The sequence below is a fragment of the Stenotrophomonas maltophilia group sp. vghtpe118 genome (assembly GCF_052605195.1).
On sequence record NZ_CP199672.1, the window covers coordinates 1,127,013 to 1,144,019 of the forward strand.

Annotated in this window: 16 protein-coding genes; 4 read left to right on the forward strand and 12 right to left on the reverse strand. The window is 66.3% G+C overall.

From position 1 onward, the window contains the following. Positions 1-85: 85 nt before the first annotated feature. Positions 86-1,522: a serine hydrolase domain-containing protein gene (locus ACUDTM_RS05325; RefSeq protein ID WP_072168124.1), complete on the forward strand. Its 1,437-nt coding sequence runs from the start codon at positions 86-88 to the stop codon at positions 1,520-1,522. Positions 1,523-1,716: 194 nt separating this feature from the next. After that, positions 1,717-3,828, forward strand: coding sequence for a TonB-dependent receptor family protein (locus ACUDTM_RS05330; protein ID WP_445391202.1), 2,112 nt, complete (start codon positions 1,717-1,719; stop codon positions 3,826-3,828). Between the two features lie 46 nt (positions 3,829-3,874). Here the strand turns inward: ACUDTM_RS05330 and ACUDTM_RS05335 are convergent, their stop codons facing one another. The 4 genes from ACUDTM_RS05335 to ACUDTM_RS05350 all read right to left on the reverse strand — a co-directional run bounded on the left by ACUDTM_RS05335 (position 3,875) and on the right by ACUDTM_RS05350 (position 6,533). Next, positions 3,875-4,393: a hypothetical protein gene (locus ACUDTM_RS05335; protein ID WP_053497341.1), complete on the reverse strand. Its 519-nt coding sequence runs from the start codon at positions 4,391-4,393 to the stop codon at positions 3,875-3,877. A gap of 195 nt (positions 4,394-4,588) precedes the next feature. Next, a complete protein-coding gene (locus tag ACUDTM_RS05340; RefSeq protein ID WP_353762244.1) occupies positions 4,589-5,368 on the reverse strand; it encodes a hypothetical protein in 780 nt (259 codons plus the stop codon). Positions 5,369-5,521: 153 nt separating this feature from the next. Beyond that, positions 5,522-5,905, reverse strand: a complete 384-nt coding sequence (locus ACUDTM_RS05345) for a nuclear transport factor 2 family protein (RefSeq protein WP_134970697.1) — start codon at positions 5,903-5,905, stop codon at positions 5,522-5,524. A gap of 52 nt (positions 5,906-5,957) precedes the next feature. Further along, complete coding sequence (locus ACUDTM_RS05350; RefSeq protein ID WP_439426282.1) at positions 5,958-6,533, reverse strand: TetR/AcrR family transcriptional regulator; 576 nt, start codon at positions 6,531-6,533, stop codon at positions 5,958-5,960. Between the two features lie 69 nt (positions 6,534-6,602). On the opposite strand from ACUDTM_RS05350, the gene ACUDTM_RS05355 reads away from it, so the two are divergent. Then, positions 6,603-7,148, forward strand: a complete 546-nt coding sequence (locus ACUDTM_RS05355) for a thioesterase family protein (protein WP_053497299.1) — start codon at positions 6,603-6,605, stop codon at positions 7,146-7,148. A gap of 3 nt (positions 7,149-7,151) precedes the next feature. Here ACUDTM_RS05355 and ACUDTM_RS05360 read toward each other — a convergent pair whose 3' ends face one another. From ACUDTM_RS05360 to ACUDTM_RS05370, 3 genes are all read right to left on the reverse strand, one after another. Beyond that, positions 7,152-7,874, reverse strand: a complete 723-nt coding sequence (locus ACUDTM_RS05360; protein ID WP_111127365.1) for a hypothetical protein — start codon at positions 7,872-7,874, stop codon at positions 7,152-7,154. 96 nt (positions 7,875-7,970) lie between these two features. Continuing rightward, positions 7,971-8,753, reverse strand: a complete 783-nt coding sequence (locus tag ACUDTM_RS05365) for an SGNH/GDSL hydrolase family protein (protein ID WP_445391203.1) — start codon at positions 8,751-8,753, stop codon at positions 7,971-7,973. 49 nt (positions 8,754-8,802) lie between these two features. Further along, entirely contained in the window at positions 8,803-9,768 is a 966-nt protein-coding gene (locus tag ACUDTM_RS05370; RefSeq protein ID WP_445391204.1) for a DUF2268 domain-containing putative Zn-dependent protease, read from the reverse strand. 138 nt (positions 9,769-9,906) lie between these two features. Between ACUDTM_RS05370 and ACUDTM_RS05375 the strand changes: the two genes are divergently transcribed. After that, a complete protein-coding gene (locus ACUDTM_RS05375; RefSeq protein WP_445391205.1) occupies positions 9,907-10,890 on the forward strand; it encodes a hypothetical protein in 984 nt (327 codons plus the stop codon). Between the two features lie 13 nt (positions 10,891-10,903). Here ACUDTM_RS05375 and ACUDTM_RS05380 read toward each other — a convergent pair whose 3' ends face one another. The 5 genes from ACUDTM_RS05380 to ACUDTM_RS05400 all read right to left on the reverse strand — a co-directional run bounded on the left by ACUDTM_RS05380 (position 10,904) and on the right by ACUDTM_RS05400 (position 16,837). After that, positions 10,904-11,224, reverse strand: a complete 321-nt coding sequence (locus ACUDTM_RS05380; RefSeq protein ID WP_072168131.1) for a hypothetical protein — start codon at positions 11,222-11,224, stop codon at positions 10,904-10,906. 70 nt (positions 11,225-11,294) lie between these two features. Beyond that, positions 11,295-11,561: an ABC transporter permease gene (locus ACUDTM_RS05385; RefSeq protein ID WP_445391206.1), complete on the reverse strand. Its 267-nt coding sequence runs from the start codon at positions 11,559-11,561 to the stop codon at positions 11,295-11,297. A 317-nt stretch (positions 11,562-11,878) separates the two neighbouring features. Beyond that, positions 11,879-13,711: a M3 family metallopeptidase gene (locus tag ACUDTM_RS05390; RefSeq protein ID WP_445391469.1), complete on the reverse strand. Its 1,833-nt coding sequence runs from the start codon at positions 13,709-13,711 to the stop codon at positions 11,879-11,881. Between the two features lie 165 nt (positions 13,712-13,876). Then, the gene (locus ACUDTM_RS05395) at positions 13,877-16,339 is read right to left on the reverse strand and encodes a S9 family peptidase (protein ID WP_334271423.1); all 2,463 of its coding nucleotides are present in this window, start codon (positions 16,337-16,339) and stop codon (positions 13,877-13,879) included. Positions 16,340-16,507: 168 nt separating this feature from the next. Further along, entirely contained in the window at positions 16,508-16,837 is a 330-nt protein-coding gene (locus ACUDTM_RS05400; RefSeq protein ID WP_061480047.1) for a hypothetical protein, read from the reverse strand. Positions 16,838-17,007 lie beyond the last annotated feature (170 nt).

A 17,007-nucleotide genomic window follows, 5' to 3' on the forward strand; every position in this document is an offset into this window, starting at 1 on the left:
GCTCTCCCTGATGCGGGAATCGGTGCCCTTGACCCGCTCTTCCGTCGTGACCACCATGCGCCATCACCGCTGATGGATCACCGCGATGTACCGCACCTTTGCTGCTGCATTGCTCTGCGTCCTGTTCGCTGCTCCGCCCGCATCAGCGAATGATCTCTCCGCCGGCCTCTCTACCCAGCTCGACGCCCAACTGCAGGTCAACCGCGAGCGCTACGGCATTGCCGGCCAGGCGGTACTGGTCGCCCACAACGGCCAGGTGCTGTACCAGGGCGCCAGCGGCGAATGTGATCGCGCTACGCACACACCTGCCACCGTCGATTCCATCTTCGCCGCACAGTCGATGGCCAAGCTGCTGACCAGCACACTGGTGATGCAACTGGTCGATCAGAGCAAGGTGGATCTGGATACACCGGCCAGCCGCTATGTGCCGGACCTGCCTGCAGCATGGCAGGCAATCCACGTGCGTGATTTCCTCAACCACAGCTCCGGCATCGGCGAGTACTACGACCGGGTGGATAACCGCTGGGTGAGCACGGGCTACCCCGGTGTAGCGCCTGACCTTGGCACTGCGCTGAAGGTGGCCGGCGCTGCACCGATGCAGTTCGCCACCGGCAGCCGCGTGCAGTACACCCAGGCCAACTACCTGGTGCTGACGGCGTTGCTGGAAGCGCACTACCGCAAGCCCTACCCGGCCATCGCGCGCGAACGCATCCTGCAGCCATTGAAGATGGCCAGCACCTCGTGGGGCGTTGCCAGCGTGCCGGCCCGGCGCGCGGCGGTGCCGTACATCGGCAAGGATGGCCAACTGCAGCCTGCCAATGAAGATCCCTGGCCGGACTACGGCTGGGGCCATGCCGATCTGCAGACCACCGTGGGCGACATGAACCGCTTCCTGCAGGCGCTGGCGACCGGCACGCTGGTGCGCACGGCGACCCTGGAAAAGTTCTGGCAGCCGCAGAAACTGAGCGGTGGCGGCAGCAATTTCTTCTCCACTGGCTGGGACACCACCCGTAGCGACGGCTATACCCAGGTCGGCCATGATGGCGGCACCCGTGTACGTGCGCGGCTGGCCTACAAGGGCACGCTGGCCGACGGCTACTGGGTGTTCGTGTACCTGACCAGCGGCAGCGCCCGCAATGTCTGGTCCAGTACCTTGGTGGAGAGCACGATGGCGATGGCCGCGCCGCAGGAGTTTCCGCACGCGGTGCTGTCCGAGCGGCTGGTTGCGTATGCGCTGGATGATGATGCAGGCGCCGCCCAGGCGATACGCAGCTGGTTGCGCGATAACAACCGGGTGACGGGCAGCGAGCTGGAACGTGCGATCAACGCCAGCGGCTATGCCATCCGCCAGAGCCTGGGTGCACGCAGGGCGTTGAAGGTATTCGCCCTCAACACCGAGCTGTATCCGGATTCGGCCAATGTGTGGGACAGCCTGGCCGAGTGTCATGCGGCATTGGGCGAGAAGGAAGCAGCTGATCAGCTCTACGCAAAGTTGAAGACGCTGGCGAAACCCTCGCCATAAACCCTGCTGTAGAGCCGAGCCCATGCTCGGCTGCTCTTCGTCGCGATGGCAGACAACCCGCGCTGCACGCGATTAGCCGAGCGCGGGCTCGGCTCTACAGGAACACGGCGGGCGGCCATACGCCGCCGGTGGGTGACGTGTCGCCGCCGACCTGTTAACCTGCGCGCCACCTTGGTGGTTTACAGCATTTCCGCATGTCGCTCTCGTCGTACCACCCCACCCCCTCGCTGCTGTTCCTGGCCGTTTCCCTTGGCCTCGCCTCCACCGCCGCTGCAGCCCCGCAGGCCACCACGCTGGATGCGGTGCAGGTCACCGCTGCTGGCGATGCCAGCGCGCAGGCGCGCGAGGCGCTGAAGCGCGTACCCGGCGCCAGCAACGTCATCGACGTGGCCAAGGCCGACAGCCGACTGTCCACCAGTGCGGATGTGCTGGCCTATCAGCCGGGCATCAGCGCGCAATCGCCGGGCAACGAGGGCACCAGGATCTCGATCCGTGGCTCGGGCATCAACCGCGGGCCGGGCGCGCATGCCTCAGGCATTGCGGTATCGATCGACGGCCTGCCACTGACCGGCCCGGGTGGCACGCCTTACGAGCTGCTGGAACCGCTGTGGCTGTCGCGCGTGGAAGTCCTGCGCGGCGCCAACGGCTTCGAGCGCGGCGCGCTCGCGCTGGGCGGTGCCATCGACTACGTCAGCCGCAGCGGCCGTGATTCGGCGGGCGTGCAGCTGCACTACGAAGCCGGCAGCCGTGGCTACCAGAAGCGCGGCCTCAGCTGGGGCGGCGTCAACGGCGATGTTGACTACTTCCTGGCCTACACCGATACCGAGTTCGACGGTTACCAGCGCCATGCGCACGGCGACGGCAAGGGCGCGATGGCCAACATCGGCTGGCAGATCACGCCCGATCTGCAGACGCGCTTCTTCGTGCGCTACCGCGAAACCAATCACGAAACACCCGGTCGCTTGACCCGCGACCAGATCCGCAACGATCCACATGCCGCGAATGCGGCCAACCTGGCCATCGATGCGCGCCGCCCGCAGCCGGGCAGCACCTGGGTGGGCAATGTCACCACGCTGCAGATCGATGAGGACTCGTCGCTGCAGGCCGGGCTGGTCTACCACACCTACCCGATGGACTTGAACGAGAGCCTGTATCGCCAGCAGCTGGACTACGCCAACCTCAACGCCACACTGGACTACCGCCGCCGCCACCGGCTGTTCGGCCTGGACAGCGAGACCACGGTCGGCCTGCGCGTCACCCATGACCTGGACGCCGATGTGCGCGAGTCGCTGCGCTTTGCCAGCAACGGCTATGCCGCCGGCACGCGCACGCGTGACTTCCGCCACCACGGCACCGACAGCACGCTGCACGTCAGCAACACCCTCACCTTCAATGACCGCCTGCGCATGCAGGCTGGGCTGGCACTGATCAACACCCGTCGCGATGTGCAGGTGACCTGGCCGAGCAGCGGCGGCCGCCTGCGCGAGCACGACTGGGACTACGCACCGCGACTGGGCTTTACCTGGCAGCACAGCGCGCAGACCCAGTGGTTCGGCAACCTCAGCCGTTCGGTGGAGGCACCGCACCCATGGTCGATGATCTGGGGCTCGAACCAGTACTTCGGGCCGGGCAATGGCCCATCCACTGGCCGCCAGCGCGCGCCGGTGCCGATGCAGAACCAGACCGCCACCACGCTGGAACTGGGCGCGCGCGGTGACGCGGCGCTGGGTCGCTGGGAACTGACCGGCTACTACGCCCACGTGAACCACGAACTGCTGAGCGTCGAACTGCAACCGGTGCCGAACCTGTTCATCGCCGAGAACAATGCCAGCCCCACCGTGCACCGCGGTATCGAAGCCGGATTGGACAGCACGCTGTGGCAGGCTGCACCGGGCCGCCTGTCGCTGCGCCAGGCGTATACCTTCAGCGATTTCCGCTACCGCCACGATGCACGTTTCGGCAGCAACCGCCTGCCCGGCCTGCCGCGCCACGCCTACCAGGCCGAGCTGCGTTTCGATCATGCATCCGGCCTGTACGCGGCGCTCAATACCGAATACGCCTCGCGCATCGCCGTGGACTACGCCAACAGCTACTGGGCCGACAGCCATGTGATCTTCGGCAGCCGCATCGGCTACGACGCACCCGGTGGCCGCTGGCAGGCCTGGGCGGAGATGCGCAACCTAGGCAATCGCCGCTATGCCGCCACCGTCACGCCGGGCTATGACGACGCCGGCAAGGATGTCGCGCGTTCGACGCCGGGCGAAGGCCGCGGCGTCTACGCGGGCGTGCGCTGGCGCTTTGAGTGATTGCTGCAGGCGGCGCCGGGTGTGATCCGGCGCCGTCGTTCCAGGGTCAGCCGATACGCCAGGGCGGCAGGCGCTCGCTGCGCTTCCAGATGGAAGGCGCGAAGCCGACCAGCACCAGTGCCGCCAGCCACTTCGGCGACGTACTCAGCAGCGTCGAACCGAGCGAGCCGCCGCCGGGTGCGAGCGGCTCCTGCCACGGGTTGTAGCCCAGGTAGACGACGCTGCCAGCCCACCACAACAACGCCAGGCCGATGCCCACCAACAGCAGGGCCAGGGTGCGGCAGGTCCAGCGCTGCGAGGTGGTTCCCCACTCGCGGGACACCGCTACCAGCAGACCCACCACCAACAGCGACACCAGTGCCACCAGGCCGATATCGACCTTCGGTCCAATGCGCTCATAGGCGCAGGCACGGCATTGCGTCTCTTCCGCGGCAGTGGCGGCTTCAGCGCCATCGCCCTGCCCGGCTGCCGGCTGCGCCAGTGCTGCAAACGGCAACAACACCGCCAGCAGCGTCACCATGATCCAACGAAACAACGTCCTGTTCCTGCGTGCAGCGACATCCATGCGCTCTTCCTCGTCAGTGGTTGTGTGTCTCAGTGGGCGTTCGGCCATCCAGCGCCCCGGTTCCCGAAGCAGTATGACAAGCTCCCGATAGGTGAAACCGCCAGGACACGAATCCTCGGCGACCGCGATCATAGCCCACTGTTCATTGCGGCTGAAAACCGGTCGGGACCGGGCCATATGAAGGGAGCAACCGCATTACAGCCCCTGGATGACCTGCAGCAGATGGCTTGCACCTGGCACGAGTTCCTGAGCAAGCCAGCCCAGCACCGCGAAGAACAGCAACAGGCCGATCAGCGGCCAGACCGTGTGCGACACGCATACCCGCCACCATCCCTGCTCGTGCATGCCCTGCATGCGTCGGTACAGGCCGCCGGCGATGGCCGCGTCCACCAGCAGTTCGGCCATCAGCACCGGCGCCGACCACACCACCCATACGCTGGCCAGCAGGACGGTCGCCACCAGCGCGACGATGCCGAGGATGGCCAGCAGCGGCAGGCCCGCTTCGTCTTCAGCCAGCCCGGTCAACGGCAGCTCTCCGGCATCGCCACTGCTCACCGATGCCGGCCCGTTCCACGAGGCCGACGCACCGCCACCGCCGGAACGGCCGCCGGCGCCGCTCCACGGTGATTCCACGGCACTGCCGCGAGGGGATGGGCAGCCACCGCCCACATCCGGCGACAGGCCATCCAGCACGTTGTCCCAACGCCAGCGGATCCAGATCCACATCAGCAGCAGGAACACGCCGTAGGCCAGCACTACGGCCATCGGGTAGCGAAACCACATCGCGTCGATACCGGCCAGGCGCAGCAGGTGCGAGGCAAGAAAACCTGCAGCGCCGGTCAGGGCGACGATCAGCGCCATCTGCAGGCGTGGCCAACCGCGCTGCTGCAAGTGCCTGCGCGCACGCACGACTTCGCTGCCGCGGTTCATCGGCAATGTCAGTGGGCTGCGTGAAGAGTGGCGCGAGCGCTTCATGCCGCCGCCAGGGGGCTGGAGGCATCGCGGCCAGGGACCTCGGGAACCTGATGCTGCATGCGGACATCCTTGCCGGGCACGCGTAGGCGGTGTTGGGCGGATTCTACCGCGGGCAGCTCCGCTGTCCAGACGGCGGTTCCAAGCGGCCGATCCTCAGCTGCGATCAATGATCCGTTCGATGCGGCCACCCGCGAACACGAACTCGCTCTGGCCCTGCAGTTCCAGCTCAGTGCCCGCACGCGGTCCATCGGGAACATCCTGCGCGAACACGCCGCGCCAGCCAATCGTCGCCGTCGCCCGATCACCATCGAACACCAGCGCCAGCAAGCGCTGTTCGCGCTCCCGGAACAGGCGCGCAGACTGGCGTGCCAGCTCGCCAAAGGCATCGACGCCTTCGGTGACCATCGTCAGCTGGCCGCCACTGTGATTCTCAAAGCGTACGTTGTGCGCCAGCACGGCCAGCATGGCGTCGATATCGAAGCGGTTGTAGGCCTGCAGGTAGTGCTCGATCAACTGACGATGGTGCAATTCGTCCATGGCGGCACCAGTCGTGGGCTGCTGGCGAGTCTGGCCTGCCCGCACCGGCCGATCAAGGCCGCGTGGCCGCCTTCAGCAACTGCGCGGCCACCCGGTCGAACGGGGCAATGTCCTGCAGCGCGCGGCACATCGCCACCGCACCTTCCACGCTGGCGATCACCAGGCTGGCCAGTTCACCCGCCGCTGCCGGGGCATGCCCTTCAGCGACGAACGCCGAGGCGAGATGGCCGTGCCAGCGCGCGAACACCTCGGCCGCCGCCGCGCGGGGTTGGCTGGGCGTCGCCTCCACCGGCTCCTCCACGGCAGCGGCCAGCACCGGGCAGCCGGCGCGGAAATCGGAGCGCAGCAGACGCTCGCGCCACATCGCCAGGAACTGCTGCAGGCCCTGCACCGCCCCATCCTTCAGCAGCTCCATCAGCAGCACCTCCACCTTGTCGCCGGCCATGTGGGTAGCGCGCGCCAGCAGCTCCTGCTTGCCGCCGGGAAAGTGATGGTAGGTGGAACCCAACGGCGCCTCGGCCAGCTTGGTCACTTCGCGGATGCTGGTGGCATTGAGGCCTACCCGCGCCAGCATCTGCGCCGCGGCATCGATCACGCGCTGTGGGGCATCGGACGGTCGCGGGCTCACGGCGGTCTCCTTGCTAAGACAATCGTCATAGATTAGCGTACCGGCGATTCTATAACAGTCGTCATAGCCATGAATCTCTGGTTCCGTCTGCTCCACCTGCTGCTGTGCAGCCTGTTCCGGCCGAAGCTGGAGGCCCCGTTCGGGGTCTCGCGGCTGCAGTTCCGGGTGCTGCCCAACGACCTGGACAGCAACCTGCACATGACCAACGGCCGCTACTGGAACATCTTCGACCTGGGCCGGCTGGACCTGATCCTGCGCATGGGTCTGGGCCGGGTGGCGCTGCGCGAGAAATGGGCGCCGATCGTCGGCGCCGGCACCATCCAGTTCCGCCGCGAATTGAAGCCGTTCCAGCGCTTCACCCTGGAAACACGACTGGTGGGTTGGGTCGGCTCGCGCGGCATCATGGAGCAGCGCGTGCTGATCGGTGCCGAGCAGAAGATCGCCACGCGCGCGTTGCTGGTCACCGGCATCTACGACCGCCGCGCGCGCCAGTTCCTGGGCATGCCGAAGATGATGGAAGCGATCGGTGTGGTTGCCCCGCCCTCGCCGCCGCTCGGTGCGGCCGCCGAAGCGTTGCTGGCGGCCGATGCAGCGTTGAAGCAGGACGATGCCTGAGCTTCAGGGGGCGGCCAGCGGCACCGCGTGCAGTTTGCGCGATACGACCTGGGTGCGCCCTCCCACATGCAGCACGTACTCGAAGGACTGCCGCATGCGGCTGTACGCGCCACCCTCCGGCACGCCGTAGTTGGCGCCCACGCTGAGGGTATGCCGGCCTGGCGGCAACGGCTTGAGCATCACCCAGTAGCCGTCGGCGGCGGCCAGCCGTGAGTCTGCGTCATCGTCATCCATGCGGAAGCAGCCTTCACTGCGCACCCGATGCATGCGCATGTCGCCCAGGGGTTGGCCATCCAGCAGCACTACTGCACTGATCAGATAATCGTTGTTGACCGCCGCCCCCGCCTGCAGCTCCTTGCAGGACACAGACTCATCCACCTGGTAGTGCGCCATGTTGATGATCGGCAGCAACAGGTACTTGCCCGCCGGCACCACGCATTCGCGATGTGGCCGGAAACGGCCATTGGTGCCGGCCAGGTTCCAGACCGGGCCTTCCTGGCCCACATCGCATACACGGCCATCCGGGTCGAGATAGGGCGCGCCGCCCTGGGCGTCGGCCCAGCGCCACCAGCGGGCGGTCCATTCGGCCAGTGAAACTCCGGCCACCGGCTCACGCGTCAGCGGCGAAGGCGCCGCCGTGTCTGCACTGAACGCCGGTACGGCCGCCAGCAGCAGTGCCATCGTTGCGCCGCTGCGGCGCAGCCATCCCTGGATTCCCTTCCGCATCACCCACCCCATCGTCCCTGGCGGCCACGCTGCGTGGCCAGCTCCAGGGCCATTTTACCTCGACGGGCTGGACGCTGTGCATTGCGGGTGCTGTGCCTAGTCCGGCGCCATTGCGCGCCCGATTGCAGCCTCCGCCAGCGGCGCCATCACCGCATAGCCCTTCGCCGTGGGATGCACGCCATCCTCGGCCAGCTGCGGATCCAGCCCTCCGGCGGCATTGGTCATCGGCGTGTAGTAGTCCAGATAGACCAGCTGCTTCGCATCGGCATAGCGCTTCAATGCCGCGTTCAATGCGCGCACCTTGGGAGCAGGTGCCGTGCCCGGCAACCACGGGTAATCGCTGACCGGCAGCACCGATGCCAGTACCACGGCGATGCCATGTGCGCGTGCCAGGTCCACCATCGCGTGCAGGTTGTCTTCAATCATCGCCTGCGTGGACGGGCCGGTGTTGCCGGCAATGTCGTTGGTGCCGGCCAGGATCACCACCACCTGTGGCTTCAGGGCCAGCACGTCCTGCGGGAACCGCACCAGCATCTGCGCCGTGGTCTGGCCACTGATGCCGCGGTTGAGCCAGCCCTTGCCGGGAAAGAACGATGCGCTGCCTTCCCTGCCCCAGCCTTCGGTGATGGAATCACCGTAGAACACCACGCGTGGTTGCCCCGGTACAGCGGCAGGCAGTCGCGCGTTGGCGTCGCGATAACGCTGCAGTTGCGGCCAATCGGCCAGGCGCTGCTGCATGAAGCGCACTTCGTCCGCGCGCAGGCTTTCGACAGGCTCCAGCAGCAAAGGGTTGATCGCGGGCATCTCGGCCGCCACCCCGTGGGCGCTCAGCGCGATACCGATGGCAACTGCGGCCAGGCCGCCGGACAAGGAACGCATGGGGTCTCTCCCTTGAATGTCCGGGCCAGTCTAGCGCGCGGCCCCGCGCTTACCGCGCCGCCGACCGCGCGGCCACGCCGGTCACCTTGGCCGGCATCCACATGCCGGGCGTCCAGCCGCTGGCAGCCAGGATTGCCTTCGGGTTGTCCTGCTGGATCAGCGCCCGCACTGCATCGCGCTTGTCCTTGGCCTGCAGGTAATAGGCCTTGGCGATGCGGTAGCCCACCCAATACCCGAGGTCATAGGGCTCCTGCGAACCGGGCTTGTAGTTGTACAGCCACGGCGACAGATCGGTACTGTCCACATCCAGCGCAAAGGCGCTTTCAATGTGGACCTCGCGGCCGCGCGTCCATGCCGCATGGCGACTGTTGCCGACGTTGCCGGAAATCAATTCGGCGATGAATTCGGCGATGCCTTCGCCCAGCGAAACACGCAGCACCGTCGCATGCGGGTCGCCGGGCTCGAAATCGGTCAGGCCGGTCTGCTGGATGTGCACGTACTCGTGCGCGATCACGTGCACGAAACGGTCCTGCACGTTGGGATTCATGAAATCGGCTGCACACAGCGCTTCCAGGCCGATGATCACCCCACTCTTCGAGGTCAACCCGACCGGCCGACCACGGCCGACCGCGAGGGTCACCGGAGGAAACGCGGCCTGCGGATAGATCGCCGGCAGGTTGCCGAACACCTGCACCAGGCGCTGCTTCACCGCCGGCAGCTCCGCCAGGCAGCTGCGGCCCTGCGCATACACCCCGGGCTGGCTGGCAATGGCTTCGGCCATGCGTTCGGGCGTGACCCGGCGCGCCTTCGCCAGTTCACTCAGGCCCGGACTGCCTTCGGCCAGGTAACCGGCCAGCTGGGCGACGCTGGGCTTGCCGCCGGTGCTGTCGTAGAGCGCGTAGAAGCGGCTGGCATCGGTGGTGAGGATCTGCGGCCCCGGCGGGGTACCCGCCGACGCCACGCCGACCGCCCCGGCACAGGCCAGGGCAAGCAGGCAACGCAGGAAGCTGGACATCGCTCCGTCCTTGGTGGAGTGCATGCGAAGCGCGCAATCTATCACTCCGCCCCGGCCACCGCAGCGGGCACATGCAGGCCCTTCGGGGCTGTGCCAGACTCACTCAGGCACCTGCCATGGATGATGGAGCACCGCACGATGATGATCGTTCCCGCGTACTGGGCCGAAGCCCGCCTGCAGGCCCGTTTCCGTGGCCGGCCGGTGGTCGTACGCCGCTTCGGCTGGTCCGATGAGGGTCCTGCCCAGGCCCAGGCTCACGCCGACCGCCGCGCCAACGAAGCCCTCAATGCCATCCTCGCCGGGCAGGCGCTGCCGCGTCGCGAAGTGCGCAGCAACTATGGCGTGGAGGGTGTGCCAATCCGCGAGCAGATCGTGCAGCGCGACGGCGATGTCATCATCACCCGCAACAGCTATGGCGCATTGTGTCTCAACAGCCCCGACGTGCTGTTTGCCGACATCGATCATGCGCAGCCACCGGCCGGATGCGTGATACCGGCCATCGTCGCTGCGATCGTGCTGCTTGCCGGCGCCATCATCGGCACCCTGCTCTGGCACTGGCTGGTGGGCCTGGTACTGGGCGTGGCGGCAGTGCTGCTGGTCAACGCGGCACTGCTGATGCGGCGGAAGCAGCGCCTGGCCGCCGCCGGCGGTGCTGAAGGGCTTGCGCTGAAACGCGTGGACGCCTTCAGCGAACAGCATCCCGATTGGCACCTGCGTGCCTACCGCACACCCGCCGGGCTGCGCGTGCTGGCGATGCATGCCACGTTCTCACCGGAGGACGAGCAGCTCCAGGCATTCTTCAAGGCACTGGGCACCGACACCCTGTACGCGCGCATGTGCCGGCTGCAGCATTGTTTCCGTGCGCGACTGACACCGAAGCCATGGCGCGTCGGCCTGAAGTACCGCATCCGGCCGCCTGTGGCCGCGTGGTCAGCCGAACAGGCCAACAATCCGGATCGACTGGCCTGGATTGCCGAGTACGAAAAGAAGAGTGCCGGCTTTGCCGCGTGCACCTACCTGCGCAGCTTCGGCGACACCTCCCGGGTGCATGCCAAGGCCGAGCATGTGCGCGAGCTGCACGATCGGCTGTCGCACGCTCAGGACCGGTTACCGCTGGCCTGAACGCAGTGAGCGCTCAGTCCACGCCCTGCACGAACGGCTGCCCTGCCAGGGTAACGCCCAGCCGCACCGCGATCTGCTGACCTTCCTTTTCGAAGGTCGTGGCGCATTGCTTGGCGCCCTTCTGGCATCCAACTTCCGGAAAGCCCTCGAGTGACTCAGGCGCGCGCTGGACCGGACTCGCCTGCCACCCTGCCGCATCCATGAGGCGCTTGGCCTTGGCATAAGGCATGCCGGCGACAATGCCCAGCTGCGCCAGTTCGGAGGGGAGTGATTGGCCATGCAGGCTCGGCGTCATCACCAGCGCCAACACTGCGACAACACGTTTGGACTTCATAGGTGAAACCCGTGGCAGACAGCAACAGGCCTGCAGCGTATCGCAGCTTCCGCACGCCATGGCACCCGCATCACATATGGTTACGCAATCGCAACGGCCAATGACACGAGGTCACCCTCCGGATCCATCCGGTACTGTTGAGAACCGCCACGGGCGCCTCGCGCGCCGCCCGCCGCGCCGGTACCCAGGCAGCCAGCTGCCCCAGGGCGAACACCAGCCCGACGCCCAGCACCAGGTACCCGGGATCGATGCGAGGTACCTCGTAGTAGCGCGAAACCCAGACATTCAACGCCAATGCCAGCACACTGCCAGCGAGCGCGCCGACGAAGGTCAGCATCAGATGGCTTCACTGACCTCGTAGAGACCGGCGTAATCCTGCAGCGCCTGCATGTCCGCCTTCACCGCAGCTGCGGCGTTGGCAGCTGCGCTGCTGACAAACTCGGTTTCGATGATGCCGAGCCCCTGCTCCTGCAGTCCGGTGTCGTAGGCGAGTGTTCCAATTGCTGCGCAAGCAGGAAGGTATATCAGTGATGCAGGCGGTCGCGGTGAGCACCTGCAGCAACAGGATGCCGGCCACCAGCCGGTTCTTGTTCATCGCAGGGGCAAAACGCAGACGCATCGCCGCCTGCGAGGCCTGCGTTCCCCGTTGCCTGTTCAGCGACTGCGCTGGCGCTCGATTTCCGCGTGCAGTCCCTGCAGCTGCGCCAGGTACTGCTGGAAAACGTCCAGATCCTCCTCGACCAGGCGTGACCAGTCGGGCTTCACATTCAGCAACTGCTCGACCTGCCGCTGCGGCGGGCGATCAAACCCCTCGCCCAGGACGGCCAGGTAGCGTTCCCTGAATCCCTCCGGATCCTGCCGGTCCTGTGCGAAGAGCTGCACCGCAATCAGTCCTGCATACAGGTAATTGGCCAGGTAAAGCGGATCCTCATACATCAGCCGCTTGGATATCCAGGTGCTGCGCAGCTCGGGATACTGCTCCGATGCGCCCCCGTACCTGCCCAGCACCTTCATCGTCAGCGTATCAAGCGCGTCTGCGTTGCCAACCTCATCGGCGGCCACCTCCTGATAGATGGACTGTTCCAGATCGGCCTCTTCAGACGATACGAACAGCTGCAGGATGATGTCATCGAGCAACGACTTCAGGTAATACGCCTTGGCACGTGGATCACTGGCCTGCCGGTAGAGCTGATCGCGGAACTTCAGTTCGTTGTAGATGGCGAAGGCCTCGGTCAACCACTTGTTGCCGTTGCGCTGGAATGATGACGCGCCGCCGCGCTGCATCCACTGGCCATGCATGGCATGGCCGGCTTCGTGAGCGATCTGGACATCCCCCTCCAGATCGCCCTGGCGATGGCCAACGAACAGCAACGAAGGCACACCGGGGGCGCTGATCGAAAACGCATCCATCGCGCGCCGCCCTGCCGATCCGCCCAGATCCATGCGTCCGCCCGCAGGATCGAGCAGCCCGCGCAGCCCTGTCACGTAATCCGGCCCCAGCACCCGCATTGATGCCGCCGCCGCATCACGCAACTGCGCCAGGTCAAGCGGCGGAGGAATATAGCCCGCATCAGGCAGGTCCATGTCCCAGATCTGTGGAGACGCCTGGCCCATGCGCTCAAGATGGGTCAACTGCATCTGCTGGTAGTTCCGCCGCAGCAGCGCGTGGCGCGCTACCGCCGCCAGTGTCGCGTCGACGGCGGCCTGATCCAGGCCCATGTGCCGGTAGCTGCGGTCAGGCGCAGTACCATCGCCCTGCAGTTCCGACGCATGCTCGTTGAGGCGGACCAGGCCCAGCAGCACCGTTGCCATTTCGCTGCGCCGCGACGCCGTTCCCTGCCAGTAGGCACGCCATGCCGCTTCGCGCAGTGAACGGTCCGGCAGGCGGGAAAGGGCTCGCGCGTCGGTGCGGCTGTCGAGCGTGCGGCCTTCATGTTCGAAACGCGCAAAGGGGGCCGACTGCAGCAGCTGCCGGTGCAGACGGCCGAAGCTGTCCAGCGCCGGATCAGCCAACGTGTCGACCGCATCCACCAGCGCTGCATTGGCCGGCTGCACATCCTCCCGCAACGCCCGTTCACGCAGGTCGGCATGCGGCGCGATCCAGGCAGCATGCGCGGGCGCATCACGCAATGCCTGCTTGGCAATCGCCGCGATGCGTCCACATGTGCTGGCGACTTCGCCCTGGGTGTTGGCCAGCCGGGCATCGTCGGCATTGCGCGCTGCCTGAAGATGCAGGTAGCCATGGTGCCGGAGGCACTCGCCATACAGCTGTTCGGCCTGCTGGAACCTCACGTCTGGCGGCGCATGAAGTGCCTTGAGGGCATGGGTCCTCCGCTCGAGGTTCTGCCACGCCTCACGTTCCTGGGAGGCGCTGCCAAAGTAGCTGCGGTCATCTGCCCGCAAAGCCTGCGCTTTCACTCCGTGTGTCATCCCGGCCAACAGCGTCGCGATGACAAAAGTGATGGCGCGCATCCCATTGCGATGCATCGATGTCTCCTGGTCTGTTTCCACTCCCAGCTTAGCAGCCCGGGTGGACCCGGATGCCGCATGGCAGGTGGCTTCCCGACTCCCGATTCCGCATCCGGATCCAGGCCGTCTACCCACTCACATCCCGATACAGCAAGGCCGCCCTGGGGCGGCCTTCCCGTCTCCTTACTTGGCGTTCTTCACGTAGGTATCGAACCAGTTCAGCATTTCCGCCACCAGCTGCTCGTTCGATTCCAGCGCGGTGTACCAGTGCGGTTCGTTCGGCAGCATCACCAGCCGCGTGATGCCGCCGTTGCCTCGGATCGCCTGGTAGAGCTTGCGCGACTGGAACGGCTCAGTGCCCGGGTTGGCGTCGTCCTCGCCGTGGACCAGCAGCAGCGGCAGCTTGATCTTGTCGGCATAGAAGAACGGAGAGGCCTTCAGGTACACGTCCTGCGCCTGCCACACCGAGCGACGCTCGTTCTGGAAGCCGAACGGGGTAAAGGTCTTGTTGTACGAACCGCTGGTCGCCACGCCAGCCTTGAACAGGTTGGTATGGGCGATCAGGTTGGCGGTCATCAGGCCGCCATGGCTGTGGCCGGTCACGCCGATGCGGTTGCGATCGACCACGCCCATGTCCACCGCCTTGTCCACCGCTGCCTTGGCGTCGGCTTCCAGCTGTTCCAGGTAGGTGTCGTAGGCGTTCTTCGGGTCACCCACGATCGGGAACGAGGCGTTGTCGATGATCGCGTAGCCGGCCAGCAGCATCAGGCGGTACGGCTGCAGGCGGGTGAAGGTCTGCTGCGAACCGGACACCTGCCCCGCCTGCGCGGCGTTGGCGAAGTCGGCCGGGTAGGCGTACAGGATCGCCGGCACGCGCTGGCCTTCCTTGTAGCCCGGCGGCGTGTACAGGGTGAACGACAGGTCCACGCCATCGGCACGCTTGTAGGTCACCAGCTGCTTCTTGATCTGGCGCACTTCCGGAGTCGGGTCGACCAGCTTGGTCAGCGCGGTCGCGGTGGACGCGAACTGCGCCTCGCCGGTCTTCGCATCGGCCACCGCCTCACCCTGCTGACGGATGAAGGCGTTCGGCGGATCGATCACCGACTGGTGCCAGGTCAGGTAGCGCCCAGGCGTATTGCTGAAACCAAGGAACTGCTCGTAGGCATCAGCGCTGCTGCGGAACAGGCGCTCGCTCTTCAGCGTGCGCAGGTCGAGGCGATCGAGGAACGGACGGTCGCCCTGCGGCGAGGCACCACGGCCGCTGAGGAAAACATGGTTGCCCTCACGGCGCACGACCTGCGCACCATTCGGCAGGCGGGTGAAGACCAGGTTGCCGGGGTTGCCGTACAGCTCATCGCTGGACATGTCCCACAGCAGGCGGCCTTCCTTCTTCGGCTGATCCACATCGACGATGCGGGTCTGCATCCAGTGGCGGTTCTCGTCGTTCTCGTACTGGAACGCCACGGCCGGATCGGCAGTCCACGCGAAGCCTTCGAAGCGCTGTGCGGTGCGGGCGATCTCGACCGGCTTGCCGTTGAACGGCGCCTTCAGCATCAGCACCCGGTCGCGATGCGGCACGTTGACCTTCCAGTCGCCCTTGTCCAGCGCTTCGGCATAGACCAGGGTGGCCGGATCGGTGGCACGCCAGTCGAAACCACGCGGGCCTTCCGGTACGCCGTGCACCGGCACGCGGTCGGCCAGCGGCAGGCTGGCGATCGGCGTGGACTTGCCGCTGGCGATATCCAGCACGGCCACGTCGTTGGCGAAGCGCTGGTAGGTCACCGCATGCGAGTACGGCGCCTTGATCGATTCGGTCAGCACGTGCACGCCATCGGGCGCGGCGCTGACTTCGTTGAACAGCGCCGGCTGCCCGACCGGACGCACGCTGTTGGCGGCAGTATCAACCACGGCCAGCTGCGAGGCGCCGTAATAAGCGAACAGCTTCTCGTCATGCACGCTGGTCAGCGTATCGCGGGCTTCGTAGGTGCTGCTCTCGCCACTGCTGCCCAGCGACTCCTGTGCATCCGGGCCGGTCGGTACGCCACCGTTGGACGGTGCTGGGCCCTGGTTGGCCGGCACCAGCTTCACCAGCAGGTTCTGGCTGCCGCCCAGCCACTGCACGGTGTAGCCGAAAATCGGGTTCAGCTGAACGTTCGGCACCTGCTTCACCTGGCCGGTAGCGGCATCGCCCACCCACAGCTGCACGCTGGTATCGACCGCGTTCTGGAACGCAAAGTGGCTGCCATCGGCCGACCACAGCGCGCCGGTGGCACAGCCCTGCGGCAGGTTGACCTTGGTCTGCTGGCCACTGCCGATGTCGACCAGGGTGAAGTCGGCCACGCAGGCCGGGATGCCATAGCCACCGGGGGTGTCATGGCGGCTGCGGTTCTTCGGTTCCAGGCGCACGCCAGCCAGCTTCAGGTACGGCTGGGCGACACGGCTGATCGACGGGTAGGTCTGCGCAGTGGTCAGCAGCAGGCGCTGGCCACCCGGGGCCACGTTCGGCGCCGGCGGCGGCGGTGCCTTCAACACCTTGAGCAGGTGCTCCGGCGGCTTCGCGTAGTCTGCAAGCGCCGGGCCAGCGGCCAGCAGGCCGAGGGTGGCAACGGCAACGGCCGCCGCCAGAGAGGTTCGACGGATGAGCATCCTTATCCCCTGGGTGTGAATGGGTACCCGGAATCGGGCAAGGTCCCGAATCTAGCACCGCAGGGGTTGTCGTGAATGGGCCGGAAGGGCTAGTGGCCGGATGGGGCAAAGTGGAACACGCCCGGAGAGGCCGGCAATGGACCGGCATCTGCCAGGCGTGGTCTGTCGTCACTGCTGGGCGTGCAGGTCCCAGGCAGTCAGGTAATCGGGGTCGACCACGATCATGCCACTGTTCCGCATGCGGTACTCGCCGGGCTCGGCGGGCAGGTACTGGTCGAGCATCGGCGGCAGATAGCGCTCATGGCCGTCATTCTCGTCCGCCAGCACCACGCCTTCGTCGGCGCTGATGCGCAGCACCGTACCGGCGTATTGTTCCAGCCCCTGCACCTGGCCGTCACCGCCATAGCGGGTGACGCCCACCAGCACCACCTTGCCGATCATTTCCTCGACCTTGGCATCGTCCAAGGGCGGCAGCATGGGAGTGAATTCATCGCTCATCGGTGCACCTCCGTAGCCTGCTGGACATCGTGGATGAGGTTTCCGCTTCGCAGTGCGCGTCGCTGGCAGCCGAGCAGGTGCCCAGCCCGAAGCCTCGGCATCGAGAGTGCCAGTGCGCCCATGAACCCAAGGGTTCCTGGAGCACGATGCTGCCATCGCAGGCGGAAGGG

What these genes read in the sequence shown, in the direction of transcription:
- ACUDTM_RS05325 (WP_072168124.1), top strand. Translation starts at nt 86, where the DNA reads ATGTACCGCACCTTTGCTGCTGCATTGCTCTGCGTCCTGTTCGCTGCT.
- ACUDTM_RS05330 (WP_445391202.1), top strand. Translation starts at nt 1,717, where the DNA reads ATGTCGCTCTCGTCGTACCACCCCACCCCCTCGCTGCTGTTCCTGGCC.
- ACUDTM_RS05335 (WP_053497341.1), bottom strand. Translation starts at nt 4,393, where the DNA reads ATGGATGTCGCTGCACGCAGGAACAGGACGTTGTTTCGTTGGATCATG.
- ACUDTM_RS05340 (WP_353762244.1), bottom strand. Translation starts at nt 5,368, where the DNA reads ATGAAGCGCTCGCGCCACTCTTCACGCAGCCCACTGACATTGCCGATG.
- ACUDTM_RS05345 (WP_134970697.1), bottom strand. Translation starts at nt 5,905, where the DNA reads ATGGACGAATTGCACCATCGTCAGTTGATCGAGCACTACCTGCAGGCC.
- ACUDTM_RS05355 (WP_053497299.1), top strand. Translation starts at nt 6,603, where the DNA reads ATGAATCTCTGGTTCCGTCTGCTCCACCTGCTGCTGTGCAGCCTGTTC.
- ACUDTM_RS05360 (WP_111127365.1), bottom strand. Translation starts at nt 7,874, where the DNA reads ATGCGGAAGGGAATCCAGGGATGGCTGCGCCGCAGCGGCGCAACGATG.
- ACUDTM_RS05365 (WP_445391203.1), bottom strand. Translation starts at nt 8,753, where the DNA reads ATGCGTTCCTTGTCCGGCGGCCTGGCCGCAGTTGCCATCGGTATCGCG.
- ACUDTM_RS05370 (WP_445391204.1), bottom strand. Translation starts at nt 9,768, where the DNA reads ATGTCCAGCTTCCTGCGTTGCCTGCTTGCCCTGGCCTGTGCCGGGGCG.
- ACUDTM_RS05375 (WP_445391205.1), top strand. Translation starts at nt 9,907, where the DNA reads ATGATGATCGTTCCCGCGTACTGGGCCGAAGCCCGCCTGCAGGCCCGT.
- ACUDTM_RS05380 (WP_072168131.1), bottom strand. Translation starts at nt 11,224, where the DNA reads ATGAAGTCCAAACGTGTTGTCGCAGTGTTGGCGCTGGTGATGACGCCG.
- ACUDTM_RS05385 (WP_445391206.1), bottom strand. Translation starts at nt 11,561, where the DNA reads ATGCTGACCTTCGTCGGCGCGCTCGCTGGCAGTGTGCTGGCATTGGCG.
- ACUDTM_RS05390 (WP_445391469.1), bottom strand. Translation starts at nt 13,711, where the DNA reads ATGCATCGCAATGGGATGCGCGCCATCACTTTTGTCATCGCGACGCTG.
- ACUDTM_RS05395 (WP_334271423.1), bottom strand. Translation starts at nt 16,339, where the DNA reads ATGCTCATCCGTCGAACCTCTCTGGCGGCGGCCGTTGCCGTTGCCACC.
- ACUDTM_RS05400 (WP_061480047.1), bottom strand. Translation starts at nt 16,837, where the DNA reads ATGAGCGATGAATTCACTCCCATGCTGCCGCCCTTGGACGATGCCAAG.